This window comes from Synechococcus sp. M16.1 (assembly GCF_014279895.1).
In the GTDB taxonomy this organism is placed as follows: domain Bacteria; phylum Cyanobacteriota; class Cyanobacteriia; order PCC-6307; family Cyanobiaceae; genus Parasynechococcus.
This window is the reverse complement of sequence record NZ_CP047954.1, coordinates 2,016,175-2,034,008: the sequence shown is the minus strand read 5'-3', so window position 1 is coordinate 2,034,008 and position 17,834 is coordinate 2,016,175. Positions and strand designations below refer to the sequence as shown.

18 protein-coding genes are annotated in these 17,834 nt (G+C 61.9%); 7 read left to right on the top strand and 11 right to left on the bottom strand.

Annotated elements, in window-relative coordinates; translation table 11 throughout:
- The first annotated feature begins 4 nt into the window (after positions 1 to 4).
- Genes urtC through urtE form a run of 3 tightly spaced genes read left to right on the top strand, consistent with a single transcriptional unit; the run spans position 5 to position 2,591 of the window.
- Positions 5 to 1,132: an urea ABC transporter permease subunit UrtC gene (urtC, locus tag SynM161_RS11560; protein WP_115160971.1), complete on the top strand. Its 1,128-nt coding sequence runs from the start codon at positions 5 to 7 to the stop codon at positions 1,130 to 1,132.
- On the top strand, positions 1,129 to 1,884 hold the full coding sequence (gene urtD, locus SynM161_RS11555) for an urea ABC transporter ATP-binding protein UrtD (protein WP_186541534.1): 756 nt from the start codon (positions 1,129 to 1,131) through the stop codon (positions 1,882 to 1,884). The genes urtC and urtD overlap by 4 nt, the downstream gene beginning before the upstream one ends.
- Entirely contained in the window at positions 1,881 to 2,591 is a 711-nt protein-coding gene (urtE, locus tag SynM161_RS11550) for an urea ABC transporter ATP-binding subunit UrtE (protein WP_186541533.1), read from the top strand. Before urtD ends, urtE begins: the two co-directional genes overlap by 4 nt.
- 33 nt (positions 2,592 to 2,624) lie before the next feature.
- Here urtE and SynM161_RS11545 read toward each other — a convergent pair whose 3' ends face one another.
- The gene (locus SynM161_RS11545; protein ID WP_115009798.1) at positions 2,625 to 2,879 is read right to left on the bottom strand and encodes a DUF1830 domain-containing protein; all 255 of its coding nucleotides are present in this window, start codon (positions 2,877 to 2,879) and stop codon (positions 2,625 to 2,627) included.
- 154 nt (positions 2,880 to 3,033) lie between these two features.
- Here SynM161_RS11545 and SynM161_RS12245 point away from each other — a divergent pair, with 154 nt between their 5' ends.
- Entirely contained in the window at positions 3,034 to 3,327 is a 294-nt protein-coding gene (locus SynM161_RS12245; protein ID WP_370593076.1) for a hypothetical protein, read from the top strand.
- 17 nt (positions 3,328 to 3,344) lie between these two features.
- On the opposite strand, the gene SynM161_RS11535 is transcribed toward SynM161_RS12245, so the two are convergent.
- On the bottom strand, positions 3,345 to 4,595 hold the full coding sequence (locus SynM161_RS11535; protein ID WP_186542676.1) for a glycosyl transferase: 1,251 nt from the start codon (positions 4,593 to 4,595) through the stop codon (positions 3,345 to 3,347).
- Between the two features lie 69 nt (positions 4,596 to 4,664).
- On the opposite strand from SynM161_RS11535, the gene SynM161_RS11530 reads away from it, so the two are divergent.
- Positions 4,665 to 6,392 carry an alpha-amylase family glycosyl hydrolase gene (locus SynM161_RS11530; RefSeq protein ID WP_186541532.1) on the top strand — a complete coding sequence of 576 codons (1,728 nt, stop codon included), beginning with the start codon at positions 4,665 to 4,667 and terminating at the stop codon, positions 6,390 to 6,392.
- Positions 6,389 to 7,180: an HAD-IIB family hydrolase gene (locus SynM161_RS11525; protein WP_186541531.1), complete on the top strand. Its 792-nt coding sequence runs from the start codon at positions 6,389 to 6,391 to the stop codon at positions 7,178 to 7,180. The genes SynM161_RS11530 and SynM161_RS11525 overlap by 4 nt, the downstream gene beginning before the upstream one ends.
- Before the next feature lie 19 nt (positions 7,181 to 7,199).
- Here the strand turns inward: SynM161_RS11525 and SynM161_RS11520 are convergent, their stop codons facing one another.
- From SynM161_RS11520 to gcvT, 9 genes are all read right to left on the bottom strand, one after another.
- Positions 7,200 to 8,012 carry an aminotransferase class IV gene (locus SynM161_RS11520; RefSeq protein WP_186542674.1) on the bottom strand — a complete coding sequence of 271 codons (813 nt, stop codon included), beginning with the start codon at positions 8,010 to 8,012 and terminating at the stop codon, positions 7,200 to 7,202.
- Positions 8,013 to 8,023: 11 nt separating this feature from the next.
- Positions 8,024 to 9,322 carry an anthranilate synthase component I family protein gene (locus SynM161_RS11515; protein ID WP_186541530.1) on the bottom strand — a complete coding sequence of 433 codons (1,299 nt, stop codon included), beginning with the start codon at positions 9,320 to 9,322 and terminating at the stop codon, positions 8,024 to 8,026.
- Positions 9,319 to 9,999, bottom strand: a complete 681-nt coding sequence (gene queC, locus SynM161_RS11510) for a 7-cyano-7-deazaguanine synthase QueC (RefSeq protein WP_115131358.1) — start codon at positions 9,997 to 9,999, stop codon at positions 9,319 to 9,321. Before queC ends, SynM161_RS11515 begins: the two co-directional genes overlap by 4 nt.
- On the bottom strand, positions 9,996 to 10,850 hold the full coding sequence (locus SynM161_RS11505) for an NAD(P)-dependent oxidoreductase (protein WP_186541529.1): 855 nt from the start codon (positions 10,848 to 10,850) through the stop codon (positions 9,996 to 9,998). The genes queC and SynM161_RS11505 overlap by 4 nt, the downstream gene beginning before the upstream one ends.
- A 68-nt stretch (positions 10,851 to 10,918) precedes the next feature.
- Positions 10,919 to 11,536, bottom strand: coding sequence for a 7-carboxy-7-deazaguanine synthase QueE (locus SynM161_RS11500; protein ID WP_186541528.1), 618 nt, complete (start codon positions 11,534 to 11,536; stop codon positions 10,919 to 10,921).
- A 9-nt stretch (positions 11,537 to 11,545) separates the two neighbouring features.
- The gene (locus SynM161_RS11495) at positions 11,546 to 13,195 is read right to left on the bottom strand and encodes a CTP synthase (protein WP_186541527.1); all 1,650 of its coding nucleotides are present in this window, start codon (positions 13,193 to 13,195) and stop codon (positions 11,546 to 11,548) included.
- Positions 13,196 to 13,259: 64 nt separating this feature from the next.
- On the bottom strand, positions 13,260 to 14,393 hold the full coding sequence (locus tag SynM161_RS11490; protein WP_186541526.1) for an RpoD/SigA family RNA polymerase sigma factor: 1,134 nt from the start codon (positions 14,391 to 14,393) through the stop codon (positions 13,260 to 13,262).
- Between the two features lie 102 nt (positions 14,394 to 14,495).
- A complete protein-coding gene (gene aspS / locus SynM161_RS11485; RefSeq protein WP_186541525.1) occupies positions 14,496 to 16,325 on the bottom strand; it encodes an aspartate--tRNA ligase in 1,830 nt (609 codons plus the stop codon).
- A 49-nt stretch (positions 16,326 to 16,374) separates the two neighbouring features.
- Positions 16,375 to 17,478, bottom strand: coding sequence for a glycine cleavage system aminomethyltransferase GcvT (gene gcvT, locus SynM161_RS11480; protein ID WP_186541524.1), 1,104 nt, complete (start codon positions 17,476 to 17,478; stop codon positions 16,375 to 16,377).
- A 130-nt stretch (positions 17,479 to 17,608) separates the two neighbouring features.
- On the opposite strand from gcvT, the gene SynM161_RS11475 reads away from it, so the two are divergent.
- On the top strand, positions 17,609 to 17,821 hold the full coding sequence (locus SynM161_RS11475; RefSeq protein WP_186541523.1) for a hypothetical protein: 213 nt from the start codon (positions 17,609 to 17,611) through the stop codon (positions 17,819 to 17,821).
- Positions 17,822 to 17,834: the final 13 nt, after the last annotated feature.

Here is a 17,834-nt window from a genome sequence, read left to right as displayed (position 1 = left end):
TCTGATGTTCCAAGCCTTTCAACAACGCCGTTGGCCTTTGATCATCCTTTGGGTGGTGATCGTTGCGGCCATCGTTGCCGCGCCCGCTGTTTTGCCTGTGTTTCGGCTGAATCTGTTGGGTCGCTTCCTTTCATTGGCGATCGTTGCCCTGGGTATCGATTTGATCTGGGGCTTCACCGGGTTGCTCAGCCTTGGCCAGGGCATCTTTTTTGCCCTCGGCGGTTACGCCGTGGCGATGTACCTGCAGCTCAACAGCTCGGGTGATCTGCCCAATGGCATTCCCGAGTTCTTCAGCCTGTATGGCGTGGATCGGTTGCCCGCCTTCTGGGAGCCGTTCCATTCCCCGCTGTTCACCTTGGTGGCGATCTGGCTGGTTCCAGCCGTGCTGGCTGCCGTGCTCGGCAACCTGGTGTTCCGTAACCGGATCAAGGGGGTCTATTTCTCGATCCTCACCCAGGCGGCCCTGCTTGTTTTCTTCAATTTCTTCAACGGCCAGCAGAAGCTGATCAACGGCACCAATGGTCTTAAAACCGACGTTACCCAGCTGTTCGGCCAGATGGTGGGTTCCCCGGAGATGCAGCGGGGATTCTTCTGGTTGACCTCTGTGGTGGTGATCCTGGCCTGGCTGTTTCTGCGCTGGGTGGTGCGGGGCCGGTTTGGAGACGTGTTGATCGCCATTCGCGATGACGAACCCCGGCTGCGCTTTGCCGGTTACAACCCAACCCTGTTCAAGACGATCGTCTTCGCCATCGCTGGTGGTTTGGCAGGCATCGGTGGTGCGCTTTACACCGTTCAGTCCGGCATCGTTTCGCCGCAGTACATGACCGTTCCCTTCTCGATTGAGATGGTGATCTGGGTTGCTGTGGGCGGTCGAGGCACGCTCGTGGGAGCGATCCTTGGCGCTGTGGCGATCAACTACGCCAAGAGTTTGGTGAGCGAAGCTCTCCCCCAAAGTTGGCTGTTCATCCAAGGGGGCCTGTTCATCCTCGTGGTGACGGCCTTGCCGGAGGGCGTCATTGGCTGGTTCCGAGGCGATGGCCCTCGCAACTGGCTCAACCGATTCGGCATTGCCCGTCGGAGTGAGACCTATCCACGTCTCGATCTTGAAGGTCAGGAAGAGGTTCAGTCATGAGTAAGGCTTTATTGGAGTTGCGCCAAATCACCGTCAGTTTTGATGGCTTTTTGGCGCTGCGCGATCTCAACCTCAGCCTTCAGCCTGGGGAGCTGCGCGCCGTGATCGGCCCGAATGGCGCCGGCAAGACCACGTTCCTGGATGTGATCACTGGCAAGACCGCTCCCACGGAAGGGGATGTGGTCTTCAAAGGACGCTCCTTAGTGGGAACGCGCGAGCACCGCATCGCGCGCTTTGGCATCGGCCGCAAGTTTCAGAGCCCTCGTGTTTTCGAGAAGCTCAGCGTTCAGGAGAACTTGGCTTTAGCGGTCAGCCAGCCGAAGCAGCCCTGGTCATTGCTCGTGGGGGGCCTGAATGGGGAGCAGCGCGATCGTGTTCATCACTTGATGAGCATCGTCAATCTGCAGAACCGTGCCGATTGGGCTGCTGGGTCGTTGTCCCACGGCCAGAAACAGTGGCTTGAGATCGCCATGCTTGTGGGTCAGGATCCCGACCTGTTGCTGGTGGACGAGCCGGTGGCTGGGCTCACGGATGAGGAGACCGATCTGACGGCGGATCTGCTCAAGTCGTTGGCCGGGGATCACACCGTGCTGGTGATCGAGCACGACATGGAATTCATTCGACGGCTTGAAAGTCCGGTGACGGTGCTGCACCAGGGCCATGTCCTCTGTGAGGGCACGATGGATCAGGTGCAGGCCGATCCCCGGGTGATTGAGGTTTATCTCGGCACCACTGAGGAGGAGAACCAATGACGAACCTGCTGGAGATTCAAGGCCTCAACACCTTTTACGGCGAAAGTCACATTCTTCGGGATGTTGATCTCAGCGTGAAATCGGGGGAGATGGTTTGTCTGATCGGCCGCAATGGTGTGGGTAAAACCACCCTGTTGAAATCGCTGATCGGTCTGTTGCGTCCCCGCTCCGGAACCATGGCGTTCGACGGTGCTCAATTGGATCGTCAGGCACCGCATCAGCGGGCTCGGGCCGGGATTGGTTATGTGCCGCAAGGTCGCGAGATCATCCCCCAGCTCACGGTGGAAGAAAACTTGCTTTTGGGAATGGAGGCGTTGCCGGGTGGATTGGCCCGGCATCGCCACATTGATCCATTCGTGTATGAGCTGTTTCCGATCCTTCAGGAGTTTCTACCGCGTAAGGGCGGCGATTTGAGTGGGGGTCAGCAACAACAATTGGCCATCGCCCGTGCGTTGCTTGGCAAGCCGAAGTTGCTGCTGTTGGATGAGCCCACGGAGGGCATTCAGCCCAACATTGTTCAGGATATTGAAGCTGCTGTTCGGCGGATCATCGCCGACACCGGGATCGGGGTGTTGCTGGTGGAGCAACATCTCCACTTCGTTCGCCAGGCTGATCGCTATTACGCGATGCAACGGGGCGGCATTGTTGCCAGTGGCTTAACCAGTGAACTCAGCCAGACGGTTGTTGATCAGTTCCTGAGCGTTTAGAGCTTCGCTTCTGATGGCTTCTTCTGGGTCAGTTCAGCTGGCCCAGATGGATTCTGTTGCAGGCTCTTCATTCATGGCGTAATCGCTCACGTCGGCACGCACGTGCAGCATCTGCCCTGTCATCGACATTTTCCAGATTTCCAGGCGCGCATCCTCGGGAGCTTCAAACCAAAAGACCTCTGTGGGCATCACCACCTTCTCTCGGTAGAAGTGGTCGGCACCAATGCATTTCACGATCACCATTCGGCTGGTGTCGTTTTGGTAAACACACTCAATCATCTTGAGCATCTGGAATGATGTCAATCTCGTGGTCTTAAGACAAGAGGAGTGTTTGATTGGTCACCGAATCAGCACGCCTTTAGATTTGATACAGATGAGTTGATACAGAGTCGGTCGATTGTGTATCGACCGTCACGATTTTGCTCTGGGCTTTGAGAAGTGAGTGCCCACTAGCGTTTTGAAGATCGCACGGAGTGGCTCTTTCGTTTCAGCTGAAACAATTCCTTTTCGCCGCTTTTTGCATGATTGCTTTGTCGATCATGGGGATTGCAGAATGGAGAAAGCGATCGGTTTGAGTGTTTCTCAGCAATTCGATGTTGAGCGGATGAATCGCGCGATCGAATCAACAATCGATCCACAGCAGCTGCAGGTTTTGGCCAAGCAATTGCTTCAGGCGTGGCATTCCCAGCGCGCTGCAACAGTTTGGATCACGCGAGAGCGGGAGCAGCTGGGCTGAGGCTCAATGCGTTGGCTTCAAGCAGCGAGTTCAGAGGCGATGCGTTGCGGGTTGTGATTCGGCCGTTTCAGGGATGTGCGATCTGCCTGTCCTGCTGCGGCCAGATCAGCTTGAAGGGCTGAATTGCAACTGCGCAGTCGCGACCAGCTCGGCAGTTGATGGGCGATGGGTGCCTGCATCTGTTTGGCCAGGCCGGGGCGCAGCAAGCCCGCAAAATTTTGAACAGCCAGTTCTTCGTCGTGGCGGTCGTAAGGCAACCGATTGATGGCTGAATCAAGGCCGAATTGTCGAACGCGATCTTCGCCAACGCGCCGGTACAGCACTTCAAGGGTCGGTAGTTGATCCATCGACATCACGCAACCTTCGTGTTCCATCAGGCCGCGCAACACCGTGCCGAAAATCTCGCCCGCCATGCGCTGCAGGCCCTCGCTCGGTTGCTGGCCCAGCTCCTTGTGTTTGTGGTCGAACAACCCCAGATCCACTTGAGCGATTCGGCTGGAGGCTACATGGCGATAGACCTCAGACAGCAGGCCCACTTCCAGTCCCCAGTCCGACGGGATGCGCAGATTCATGGCTAGATCCGTGGTGAACGCGAACTCACCAGCCAGGGGGTAACGGAATGACTGCAGATACGCCAGATAGGGAAGGGGGCCAAAGATCTGTTCCAGGCTGGCCAGCAATGGGCCGACAAACAGGCGTGTGGCGCGGCCCTGAAGTGCCTGGGTTTCAAGGGAGAGGCGGCTGTAGAACGCTTTTACGTAGGCAATACCGTGGGATCGATCCAGCAGGGGACGCAGCATCCGCTCTGGATACGCCGATCCGAAGGTTCTGATGTCGGCATCGAACAGGCCAACGACTTCAGCGTTCTGACACGCCACGCCTAGTCCTTGCCAGACGGCCCAGCCTTTGCCCGGTGGCCCAGTCACGTCGAGGCCCAGTTCGCCGACGGATTCCAGCAATTCGCGCACGGCAGGCCCATTGGTCCAGTGCACCCGAACGGGGAAAGGCATCCCTTCGAAAAACTGTTCGGCCGCTTTGACGTCGTCGGCGCTGTTGGCTGCCAAGGCAACCACCAGTTCATTGAGTCCCTTCAGGCCCGAAAGTGTGTCGCGGATCAGGCCCAGGGCAGGGCGGCTGAATTCCTCCATCAGGCAGGGGATCAGCAGGGTGGTGGGTCGCTGACTGAGCTCTTTGTTGAAGGCAACTGCATCGAGATTGCCCAAGCTGTAGTCATGAACCGTGCTGATCAGGCCCTGCTGAAAGTCCATGTGGTGTTCGATGCAACAACAGTGGTCAGAGTCCTGCCCCATACCTGAACGGTGATGAGGAGGAAGGCGATGCAGCCCCCGCGCGAAGAGACGCTGCGGACCCTGCTTGGCGATCTGTACCCGAATGATTCTTCCGGGGATGGCAAGGACGTGTCGTCGCAATTGCTGCAGATCTTGAGCCAACCGTCAGGAGATGGCGATATGGCAGAACACATCGATCGCTGGAGTGGCGGCGATGTGGTCCTGATCACCTACGCCGACACCGTTGCTGATGAGGGTGTGCCTGGCCTGCAAGCGCTGAAGTCGTTTGTGAATCGCCATCTGCAGCCCTTCGCAGCGGTGATTCACGTGCTGCCGTTTTTGCAATCCACCAGTGATGGTGGTTTTGCGGTGGCCAGCCACACGAAGCTCGAGCAGCGTTTCGGTGATTGGAATGACCTTGCCGCTCTTGCCCAGGGCAGGCGGCTGATGGCTGACCTCGTTCTCAACCACGTGTCGGCGTCCCATCCCTGGGTGCAGCAGTTCATGCGGGATGAAGAGCCCGGCCGCTCCTGTGTGCTCGAGGCAGCCCCTGATCCTTGCTGGGTGGATGTTGTTCGTCCACGCAGTTCCAACCTGTTCACGCAGTTGAGGGGGCCCAAGGGTGCGCGTCAGGTCTGGACCACCTTTGGCCCCGATCAGGTGGATCTCAACTGGCGCAGTGCGGAGGTGCTGCTGGGCTTTGCCCGGCTGATGCAACGCATGGCCCGGCATGGGGTGCGTTGGATCCGTCTGGATGCCGTGGGTTTTGTCTGGAAGGAACCCCACACCTCATGCATTCATCTGCCGCAGGCCCATCAACTGGTTCGGGTGCTGCGGCTGCTGCTTGATCAGGCGGGACCCGAAGGCGTTGTGGTCACCGAGACCAACGTTCCGGAGCAGGAAAACCTCTCCTATCTGAGGAGTGGTGATGAAGCGCATCTCGCTTACAACTTTCCCCTGCCGCCCTTGCTGCTAGAGGCCAGCGTCAGTGGTCGGGCCGATCTACTCAATGCCTGGCTGAGTCGTTGGCCCGCCTTGCCGCCGCAGACAGGGCTGCTCAATTTCACCGCCTGTCATGACGGCATCGGTTTAAGGCCGCTGGAGGGCCTGATGCCCCAGAAGCGTTTGCTGCAGCTGTTGATCGGTTGTGAGCAACGGGGTGGATTGGTCAGCCACAGGATGCTCAGTTCCGGTGAGGAGGTTCCCTACGAAATCAACATCAGCTGGTGGAGTGCCATGGCCGATGGGGGGATTGATCCCACCTATCTCCAACGGGAGCGCTTTCTGCTCACCCAGCTGTTGATCCTGGCCTTGCCCGGGGTTCCTGCCTTTTATCTGCCGGCGTTGCTGGCAGCTCCTAATGATCTGACCCGTTTTCGCCGCACGGGTCATCGCCGGGATTTGAATCGGCCTCAGTTCACGGCCCAGGCCCTGGAGCGCCGCCTGGCTGATCCCGATTCGGATGTCTCCGCGCTGCTGCCGGTGTTGCGGCGGGCTTTGGTTGAGCGGGCTGTGCATCCCGCCTTGCATCCGGATGCCCCGATGACGGTGCTGAGTGCGGATCGCAGTGATCGCGTCATCCTGCAGCGCTCCCGCGGTGGGGAAACGCTGGTGGCCGTTCACAACATGACGGCAGCACGGCTGAGCTTGCGCCTTGGTCGCTTGGGTGGTGATCTGAACCAGCCATGGGCCGATTGCCTGAGCGGTCATGTGTTCGCACCACATCAGTTGCATTCGCTGGAGCCTTATGCGGTGCATTGGTTGGTTCAGCCATGACCGCGAGTGTTGAGCCGGCGTGGTGGGTGGTGACCGATCTCGACGGCACCTTGCTGGATCACAGTTACGACTGGTCGCCGGCCAAGGATCTGATCCGTGAGCTGCAACAGCACCGGATTCCGGTGATTCCCTGCACCAGCAAAACGGCCGAGGAAGTGCGCGGCTTTCGCTCCGAGGCGGGGCTTCATGACCCGTACATAGTTGAAAACGGTGGCGCCGTGCATGGGGAAACCCCGGAAGGGGATCCCTGGCAGCTGCCGTTGGGTCCGGATTGGACGGTGCTGAAACCCCAGTTGCAGCGTCTTCAGGCTGAGTTGGGTGAGCCCCTGCGCCCGTTGGATGAACTCAGTGAGGCGGAAGGGCAGCGGTTGTTGGGGCTTGGCGGTGAAGCCTTGCGCCAGGCGCAGCGGCGGTGCTGCAGCGTGCCTTTTGTGCCGCCCTCGGTAGAGGGGCGTCGCCGGCTTGAGGCCCTGGTCCAGCGGATGGGCCTGACGGTGGTGCAGGGCAACCGCATGGGTCACCTGCTGGGGCCAGACATCAGCAAAGGCAAGGCGTTGGCCACCCTGAAGCGACATCTGGGTGCTGAGCAGGTGCAGGTCTTGGCCTTGGGGGATTCCCCCAACGATCTGCCGTTGCTCGAGGTGGCTGACATCGCTGTCGTGGTGCCCGGGCCCGATGGCCCCCATCCCGCGTTGCGTTCCGGGATCGCTGCTGGACGTTTCCAGCTCGCGGCAGCCCCCCATGCCCATGGCTGGGACGAGGCTGTGCGCCGGATTCTTCGGATCTAGGCCATCGCTTGCTCTTGGCTCAATGGAGTAGGGATTGCCATAGATCCACTGCAGTCGTCGTTGCCGCCATGGGCTTGCCGTTGTGGGATGCGATCGGTCGACAGCTGAGGCTGTTGATCAGAACAGCCTGATCGTCGGCATCGAACGCGGCCGCCAGCTCGGTTTCCACCGCAATGCCCTGGGCCAGTGCACGGCCCCGCATCACCCCCGGGAGGCAGCCGCTGCTGAGGGGCGGTGTCAGCCACTGTCCGCGACGTAGCACCAGCAGATTGGCCGCCGTTCCGCAGCAGAGGGCTCCAGGCGTGTTCAAGAGCAGAGCGTCGTCGGCCCCTTGCTCCTGGGCCTCCCTGCGGGCCTGGATCGATTGCCCGTAGGCAAAGGTCTTGCAACGGCTCAAGCGGCTGGAGGCGTTGCGGCGCTCATGGCGACTGGTGATGGTGGTGACGGCTGAAAATGTTGGTGTGCAGGCCTGGAGCGTGAGCCAAAAGCGGTGCTGCCCTGGGGCCGGCAGTCCGATTCCGCGCTGAGGTGTGCTGCCGCGGCTCCAGTTGAGGCGCAGGGCTCCATCGGCTTCGCTCAGCTGGCTGCGTTCAATCGCGCCTTCAATCAGAGGCTCCAGCGCGTCCCGCTGCGGTGGCGGGTCCATGCCCAGCAGAGCTGCACTGTCGCTCCATCGCTGCAGATGCTCTTGCAGAAGTTGCGGCGCACCGTTGCGGATCAGCACGGTTTCAAAGAGGCCATCGGCCAGGAGCAGGGCGCGGTCGTCGAGGGGAAGCTGCAGGCTTGCTGCTGTTCCCCACTGGCCGTCGATCCAGGCGACTGAGGTGGTCATGTCAGCGGTGGTCATGCCAGCCCCTCCAGCAAGGGCTGCAGTTTCCACATCAACTCCTCTGCTTCGCCAAGGGGATCCGAGTCGGCGACGATTCCGCAGCCGGCATGGGCCCGCAGGGTGTCGCCTTGGCGCAGTAAGGATCGGATCAAGATGTTGCTGTCGAAGCTGCCATCCCAGTCGACCCGTAGCAGTGATCCGCAGTAAGGCCCTCGGCTGGTGGGCTCGAGCTCATGCAGACGTTGGCAGGCCCGCAGTTTCGGTGCCCCGCTGATCGACCCCCCAGGCCAACTGGCTTCCAGAAGATCGACCCAGCTCAATCCGGCCTGAAGTTGTCCCTCCACGACTGAGGTGAGGTGATGTACGGAGGCATAACTTTCGAGACCCACCATTTGGGGAACCTGAATCGAACCCGGCTGGCAGGCACGACCGAGGTCGTTACGCAGCAGGTCGACGATCATCACGTTCTCGGCCCGGTCCTTGTCGCTGCACACGAGTTCCGCGGCGAGATTTGCATCCTGTTCGGGGTCGCCATGGCGCGGCCTTGTGCCTTTGATCGGCCGGGTTTGTACAGCTCCATCAGCACTCACCTGCAGAAAACGCTCCGGGGACGATGACAGCAACGCCTCGTTCTGGTCGCTGATGATCAGCCCTGCAAAGGGGGCAGGACAGGCCTGCCTCAGGGTGAGAAACAGCTCGAGGGCACTGCCTCCCTGGGGCCAGGCTGTGCTGCAACAGGCCGTGAGATTGGCTTGGAAGAGATCACCTGCAGCGATCAGATCACGGATGCGCTGCACTCCTGCGGCGTACTGCTCGGGTGTGGTGTGGTGACTCCAGGCCGTTAGGGGGATTGATGGGGGCTCGTCGTTGGGCTGCTCAGGGCTGGAGGCCAGCTGTTGGGTGAGGCGTTCCAAAGCAGCCGTGCTGCTGGCTTCGATCCACAGCCTGCGCTTTTGCAGATCAAAGCGAAGCACCGGATCGTGGCGGGCGATCCAAAGCGTGGCCATGCCATCGCTGGCCCAGGGGTTTCCCGGTTCCACCCAGGCGGCGGCTTCATAGCTCAGCCAGCCGCACCAATGCCCTGGGGCAAGCCCCCGCAGTGCCTCGAAGGGATTGCTGGCTCCTGACTCTCCAGGGAGGCCACGGCAGCAGATGATCTCCTGGGGTGCCACCGCCAGGGTGGCCCATCGGCCCAGGTTGCTGCCGTCGCCATCCAGCCAGACCAGTCCTGCTTCGCCGTAGGCATGGGCCAGTTGGTTCGCGAGCGCTTGGGGCTCCTGCCAGGGCAGTTCAAGCCGTTGGGGGCGGATCATGCCGCTGTTGAACTGCAGAGGTCAGGCCGGCCGGCCTCGCGGAGCGCTGCATCACGGATGCGGCAGCTGTCGCAGACGCCGCAGGGGTGCGTGCCGCCGCTGTAGCAACTCCAGGTTGTTTCGATCGGAACACCCAGGCGAAGGGCTTCCTCAACGATGCGTAGCTTGCTCCACTGCACAAGCGGTGCCCAGAGTTGGGCGCCATGGCCCTCCCGACCGGCTTTGCTGGCCAGGTCGGCCAGGGTCTGAAAGGCGTTGAGGTAGTCGGGCCGGCAGTCGGGATACCCCGAGTAATCGACAGCATTCACCCCCAGCACCAACCTCTCGGCTCCGCGGGCCTCCGCCAGGCTGAGGCCAATGGAGATGAACACGGTGTTGCGCCCGGGCACATAGGTGGGCGGAATGCGGCCTTCCTCCACGCCATCGGTGGGGATTGAGATGCTGGCGTCGGTGAGGGCTGAGCCCCCCCAGCTGGCCAGATTCACGCTGATGCAGTGATGCTCTGCCAACCCAAGCTGCTCAGCAACGGAAGCGGCGGCGTCCAATTCGCGGCGATGGCGCTGGCCGTAGTCAAAGGACAGGCCGATGACGCGGTCGCCCTGCTCAAGGGCAAGGGCCGCAGCAGTGGCGGAATCCAAACCTCCGGAGAGAAGCGCGATGGCAGTGCGTTGACTCATCTCAGAACCGTGAGTTCGTGCAGGGCGCAGTAGTCCTGCTCATCCAGCTCGGTGCCCTTGGCTTGTTCAAGCAGGGACAGCAAACCGCTCAACCCCTGATCCTGGAGCCCAGTCGTTGTCGCCTCCTCCAGGAACAGGCGTAGGTCTTTGCGCAGCAGGGCGGTGCTGAAGTTGGGATCGGCGTAGCTGTGATCCAGCATCCGTTGCAGCTTCTTGTCGAAGGTGGGGGCGTAGAGCGCTGACGGCCGCAGGATGGCCATGAACGTTTCCACAGGAACGCCGGCCCGCTGAATCAGTTGCAGGGAGAGGGAGAAGCTGTGGGTGAGGCTGGCGATCAACTGATTGAGGGCCAGCTTGGTGGCAGCGCCGCTGCCAACGGGGCCCACGAGCTGGGGCTCCTGGCAGAGATGAGAGAGGAGTGGCCGTTGTTCTTCGAAGACATGCTCTTCGCCGCCGGCCATCACCAGCAGCGATCCGTTCAGTGCCTGTGGTTTGCTGCCGAGCACCGGGGCTTCCAGATACTGCCCTCCCTGGTCCGCAACCTGTGTGGCGAGCTTGCGACTTTCCTCAACTCCCATGGTCCCCATCGGGATCACCGTTGAGCTCTGCAGATCCCCAATCGTGCCGATCACGGATGCCGTTGCTGCCCCGTCACGCAAGACGGTGATCAAGATGCTGTTGTTTTTCGCGGCTTGCCCCAGATCGTCGATCGCTGTTGCACCCTTCTCCACGAGGGAGACGATGCGGGAGGGGTCGCGATTCCAGACGTGGACGTTGAGACCCTGCTCCAGCAATCGCGTTGCGATCGCCGTTCCGAGGAGGCCTGTGCCCAGAACGGCCACTGAGGTCATGGGCTCAGGTGATCAAATTCTGTTCAACCTCAACGTAGTGGAGCAGACCCTGCCCTCAACGGCCTCCTTCAGCGGATTCCAAGCCATTTGTGGCTTTGCAGGCTGAGACGCCATTGGGTGTGTTGACGCACATGCTCCACAGCCAGGGCTTCTCCGATGCTGCTCTCCCAGCCCGGCTGCAGCAGCCGCTCTGTGTCGTCCTCGCACTTGGATGCCATGGCTGCAGCGAAGCTGATGTCTTCCGGGCCATGAACCACAACTTTCAGCTCATGGCAGGCCTGCAACAGCTCTTGCCGTGGGGGGCGGTGGCGTTTTGGCGAGAGGGTGATCCAATCGAAGCGTCCGCTGAGTGGATCCACCCCGCTGGTTTCCAGATGCAGGGGGAGACCGCATCGCGCATCGAGGGCCTGGGTGAGGGGCTGCAGATCGTGATGCAACGGTTCCCCACCGGTGATCACAACGAAGCTGGCTCCGGCTTTAGCAGCTATCTGGGCGGCATCAGCCAAGGCATTGATGGGTTGCTCAGGGTGCCCTTGGGCCGGCCATGAGTGCTTGGTGTCGCACCAGGGACAGCCCACGGTGCAGCCCGCGAGCCGAATGAAAAATGCACTGCGTCCGGCATGGTGGCCCTCTCCCTGCAGGGAATGGAATGTTTCCACCACCGGGAGACGCTGGGAGTCAGCCATCGACGCGGTTCATGGGATCGCAATGTCCCCCTGTTGACGCAGGGCCTGAGCCGGTGAATCCGGAAGGCGTTGTTGGGCCGCTTCGATCAATCCCCGGAACAACGGATGGGGTTGTCCAGGCCGGGAGAGGAATTCGGGGTGGTACTGGCAGGCGGTGAAGAACGGATGCCCTTTCAGTTCGATCAACTCCACCAGGCGTCCATCCGGGGACGTGCCGCTCACCACATATCCGGATTCCAGGAAAAGATTGCGATAGGAGTTGTTGAATTCGTAGCGGTGGCGGTGGCGTTCATAGACCACCTCGTCTCCGTAGAGCCTCTGGGCGAGGGTTCCCGGCGCAATCCTGCAGGGGTAGACCCCCAGGCGCATCGTGCCGCCTAGGTCGACCACGTCCTGCTGTTCCGGCAGCAGGTGAATCACGGGATGGGGCGTGTTTTCTTTTAATTCAGCACTGGTGGCCTCGGTGAGACCGGCCTGGTTGCGAGCCCACTCGATCACTGCGGTTTGCATCCCAAGACAGAGCCCAAGGAAGGGCACCCGTTGTTCCCGGGCCCAGCGAATCGCTGCAATCTTTCCATCGACGCCACGGTTGCCGAAGCCACCGGGCACGACGACGGCGTCCATTCCGCGCAGGAGTGCATCGGCGCCGTCCGCTTCAATCTGTTCGGCGCAGACCCAGTGCAGGTCGAGGGAGGCATCCTGGGCAATGCAGGCATGCTGCAGCGCTTCGACGACGGAGAGATAGGCGTCGTTCAGCTGCACGTACTTGCCCACAAGGGCAACCTTCACCGATGGGCCGGGATTGCGCAGCTTGTTGACCAGTTGTTCCCATGCCGCCATGTCGCTGTCATGGTCGGTCAGGTTCAGCACGTCCAGCACTTCACGGCACAGACCCTCCTGCTCAAGGATCAGCGGCACGGCATAGATGCTGTCGGCATCCAGGGAGGGAATCACGGCGCGGGTGGGCACCCCGCAGAAGCCCCCGATTTTTCGCTTGAGATCGTCGCTGATGTCGCGATCACTGCGGCAGACGAGCACATCCGGCTGGATGCCGATCGAACGCAGTTCCTTGACCGAGTGCTGGGTGGGCTTGGTTTTGAGTTCGCCGGAGGTGCCGATGAAGGGCAGCAGGGTGACGTGGATGTAGGCCAGGTCGTTGCGACCCACGTCCTCCCGGAATTCACGGATGGCTTCTAGGAAGGGCAGTGATTCGATGTCACCGACGGTGCCGCCGATTTCCGTGATCACCACATCGGCATTGCTGTTGCAGGCAACCCGGTGGATGCGCTCGCGGATCTCGCCGGTGATGTGGGGAATCACCTGAACCGTGCCGCCGTTGTAGTCGCCGCGGCGCTCCTTGTTGATCACCGATTGGTAGATCGAACCGGTGGTCACGCTGTTCAGGCGTGACATGGCCGTGTCGGTGAAGCGCTCGTAATGGCCCAGGTCGAGATCGGTTTCGGCGCCGTCTTCCGTGACGAAGACCTCACCATGCTGGAACGGGCTCATCGTCCCGGGATCCACATTCAGGTAGGGATCCAGCTTGAGAATCGAAACGTTGTAGCCCCGCGACTTCAGCAACCGGCCGAGGCTCGCCGCCACGATTCCCTTGCCAATGCTGGACACCACACCACCGGTGATGAAGACGAATTTGGCCATGACCTGCCGGGCGACTCTTCAAATTAGCTGGCGTCGGTCATGGGCTCCAGGGGGAACCGGTGTTTTAGGAATCCAGGCCCTGGATGTAATCACGGACTTTGCTGCGTCGTTGGGGTTGCCGCAGTTTGAGCAGGGCGCGGGTTTCGATCTGACGAACGCGCTCCCTTGAGAGTTTCAGCTCTTCCCCGATCTGGGCCAGGGTCTGGGGCGTGTCGTCCTCCAATCCGAAGCGCCGGCGCAGGACAGCGGCCTCCCGACTGGTGAGTTCATCCAGGAGACCCTCCAGATCGTTGTGGAGTTCGTCATGGGTGAGGGTCTGCTCCGGGGTGGCATGGCCGTCCTCGATCAGATCTCCGAGCTGGGTGTCCTGTTCGCGGCCGACACGGGTGTCCAGAGACACTGAGCGGGGCACCCGGGCCAGGGTCTGGCGCACGGTGTCTTCACTGATGCCCAATTCGCGCGCCAGATCCGCGATCGAGGCAATGCGTCCTTCGTTGCTTGCAATCTCCTGCTGGACCCGTTTGATCCGGTTCAGTTTTTCGGTGACGTGAACGGGCAAACGGATCGTGCGGCTCTGGGTGGCGATGGCCCGGGTGATGCCCTGGCGGATCCACCAGTAGGCGTAGGTGCTGAAGCGGAAACCACGGGTGGGATCGAACTTTTCCACGGCCCGCTCCAGCCCGAGCGTTCCCTCCTGGACCAGATCCAGGATTTCCATGCCCCGCTGCTGGTACTTCTTGGCCACCGCCACCACCAGGCGCAGGTTGGCCTGAATCATGTGGTCTTTGGCTCGCCGCCCGTTGCGGAGGGCCAGCTTCAGATCCTTGGCCTCCAGCTGGGCCTGCTCAGCCCAGGCCTGATAGCCCAGGTCAATCCGCTGCTGCAACTCGGGCAAGGGCAGTCCTGCCGCCCGGGCCCATTCCTGCTTGGTTGGCCAGTGGCTGTGCTGGTTGGCTTCCCGGCGTTGCAGTTCTTCGAGACGGTGCAGTTCACCGATGGCGGTATCGCTCTCAGCCAGCTCCCGTTGCTGGAGCAGCAGTGCTTCGCGGCGCTGCACCAGGCGGGCCAGGGTGACCTCCTCCTCATTGGTGAGCAGGTCGACCCGGCCGATGTCCTGGAGATAAAGCCGCAGCAGATCCGTTGTGCCGCTGCTGCGGCGCTCACGGGTCCCCCCGGTCCGTCGGGGCTTGCTGGGCAAAAGCTGGCCTTGTGAAGTCCAACTTCAGGGTTCCTCGCCGTTGGCCGCGGTGCGACAAATGCGCTGATTCCCTTCGGGATCTGCTCAGCCCAGTAGCCGCCTTCACACTTCCTGGTCGGGCTCAACCCAAGTGCTGGCCACGTGCAGTTCCTCCAGCTGCTTGTCGGCCACGCCCCCTGGGGCACTGGTCATCAGGCAGCGGGCCTGCTGGGTCTTGGGGAAGGCAATGGTGTCGCGGATCGACTCCTCGCCGGCCAGCAGCATCACCATCCGGTCCACACCGAAGGCCAGGCCGCCGTGGGGCGGTGCGCCAACATCAAGAGCGTCCATCAGGAAGCCGAACTGCTCCTGGGCCTCCTCGAGAGGCAATCCAACCGTCTGCAACACCTGGCGCTGCAGGGCGGAGTCATGGATGCGCAAGGAGCCGCCGCCGAGCTCAAGGCCATTGAGCACAAGGTCGTAGGCCTGGGCCCGGGCTCCGGGCAGGGTTTCGGCCCACTTCGATGCATCGCTGCCGAGATCCTCCGCATTGGGGGCGCAGAAGGGGTGGTGCAGAGCCTCGTAACGGTTCTCGTCGCTGTTGAACTCGAACATCGGGAAGTCCACCACCCAGAGGAAGTTCCACTGTTCGTTGTCCCGGTCGGCCTTCACCATGCCCAGCTCCTTGGCCAGGTACTGGCGCACCCTGTCGAGGGCCTTGTTCACCGTGGCGGTGTCGCCGGCACCGAACAGCAGCAGGGTGCCGGGTTCGGCACCGGTGCGGCTGAGCAGCTCCTGCTTCTGCTCGTCGCTGAGGTTGTCCTTGATGGCGCCGATCGTGTCGATTTCACCGCCGTCGCGCACCCGGATGAAGGCCAGGCCACCGGCACCAGCTTTCTGTGCCTCGCTGAACACATCACCACCCGGCTTGATCCGCACGTTGCTCACCGCATCGTTGCCGCCGGGCACCGCGATGCACTTCACCGCGCCGCCGGACTTCACGGCGCCACTGAACACCTTGAAGCCCATGTCCTTCACGATGTCGCTCACGTTGGTGAGCTCCATGCCGTAGCGGGTGTCGGGTCGGTCGGTGCCGTAGCGCTCCATGGCGTCATGCCAGGTCATGCGTGGGAAGGGCCGCGGCAGTTCGATGCCCTTCACGGCCTTCCAGATGGAGCAGATCAGCGCTTCGTTCAGCTCCAGGATCTGCTCCTGATCCATGAAGCTCATCTCGATATCCAGCTGGGTGAATTCCGGCTGGCGGTCGGCCCGCAGGTCTTCGTCGCGGAAACAGCGGGCCACCTGGTAGTACCGCTCGATGCCGCCCACCATCAGCAGCTGCTTGAACAACTGGGGGGACTGGGGCAGGGCGAACCATTCGCCGCCGCAGACCCGACTGGGCAGCACGTAGTCGCGGGCGCCTTCCGGCGTGGAGCGGGTCAGCACCGGGGTCTCCACCTCGATGAAGCCTGCGTCCTCCAGGAAGCGACGGGCGGCCTGGATGGTCTGGGCCCGCAGCCGCAGGTTGTCGTTCATGCGCTTGCGGCGCAGATCCAGATAGCGATGGCGCAGCCGCAGCTCTTCGCGGGTGTTCTCCTCGTCGTGCACCGACACGGGGAAGGGCAGATTGCCTTTCACGCTGTTCAGCACGGTGATGCCGCTGGCGAGCACTTCCACGGCTCCCGTCGCCAGCTTGTCGTTCAGCGATTCGCCAGGCCGGGCCCGCACTTTCCCCTCAACCTGCAGCACGGTCTCGCTGCGCAGATGCTCGGCGACGGCGAAGGCGTCGGCGCCCAGATCCGGGTCCACCGTGATCTGCACCGTGCCGCTGCGGTCCCGCAGGTCGATGAAAATCACCCCGCCGTGATCACGGCGTCGATCCACCCAGCCGCACAGTTGCACCTGCTGATCAATGTTCTGTTCGCGCAGGTCGCCGCAACCGTTGCTGCGCATGGGATGTCTCAACTGGAGAAGAGCGAGTTTCCCACAGCAGCGGTGAGCTTCAGGCGCGTTTGTAGAAGGGCTTGCGAACGACCCTTGCCGGCTGGGCCTTGCCGCGGATCTCAACGCTCAGTTCGGTGCCGAGCTTGGCGAGGGATGGCGGCACGTAGGCCAGGGCGATCGCTTCTTCCAAGGTGGGTGACCAGGTGCCGCTGGTGACGATGCCCACCGTCTCTCCGTTGTGCATCACGGGGTAGTCGTGGCGGGCGATGGCACGACCCTGCAGCTTGAGCCCCACCAGGCGTTTGGCCGGGTCGGATTCCGCCGCCTGCTCCAGCGCCTGTCGGCCCACAAAATCCACGGGCATTTCCAGGTGCACGAGCCAACCCAACCCGGCCTCGAAGGGGTTGGTTTTGTCGTTCATGTCCTGGCCGTAAAGGTGCATGGCGGCCTCCAGCCGCAAGGTGTCCCGTGCCCCCAGGCCGCAGGGAGTGACACCGCGATCGAGCAAAAGCTGCCAGAGCTTCTGTCCGTCGTCGGCGTTGAGCAGCAGCTCGGCACCGTCTTCGCCGGTGTAGCCCGTGCGAGCACTGAACACCGGTTGGCTCAGGCCCTCGAGGTTGAGCATCCGGTGGCCGAAGCGGGGCAAGCCGCTGAGGTCTTCGCCGCTCAGCTCCTGCAGCAAACCCATGGCCTCAGGGCCCTGCAGAGCGAGCAGCACTCCGTCCTTTTTGATGTCGGTCACCGTCAGGCCAGCGGGCTCCATCTGTTCACGGATCCAGGCGGTGTCGCTGTCGGCGCAGGCGGCATTGATCACCAGCACCAGCGCACCCCGTTCGGCATCAATGACACCGCAGTCGTAAACGATGAGGTCGTCGCGAATGCCGCCGCGCTTGTTCAGCAGAACCGAGTAGCAGGCTTCGCCGGGACCGATGCGGTGCAGGTCGCTGGGGATCAGCTTTTGCAGCGCATCCTTGGGATTGGCACCTTCGAGGCGCAGCACTCCCATGTGGGAAATATCGAACATGCCGACCCGTTCGCGAACGGCCTTGTGCTCCTGGATCAGGCCGCTGAACTGAACCGGCATCTCCCAGCCTGCAAACGGCACCATGCGGCCCCCGGCGCTGCGGCAGGACTCGAACAGGGGAGTGCGCTGCAGGGACATGGGGGCGGCCGATGAGAAGCGCATTCTTATGGAGGGCTTCACGATCCGGAAGGGAACCCGGAAATTTGCCCCTGTCCATGGTCCGTTTCGCAGACCGTCACTAGCTTGAGCGCGTTTCCGGAGCGCTTGTTTGGTCGCCAGCTCCTGCTGTCGCAGTTGTCAGTACTGCACCCTGCCGGCAGGTGCGAAGGGGTGGTGCCGTCTGCGCCGGTTGGAGGTGCATGCCGAGATTGCAGATCTCATGGTCTGTCACCACTGGACCCCCCGTTCCCCCAAGCTTCCGGCTCTGCAGAGCAGCGGTGTTGGAGAGCGTCAGCTGGAGCTGGATCGCAGCTTGACGTGAGCCTGGATCCATC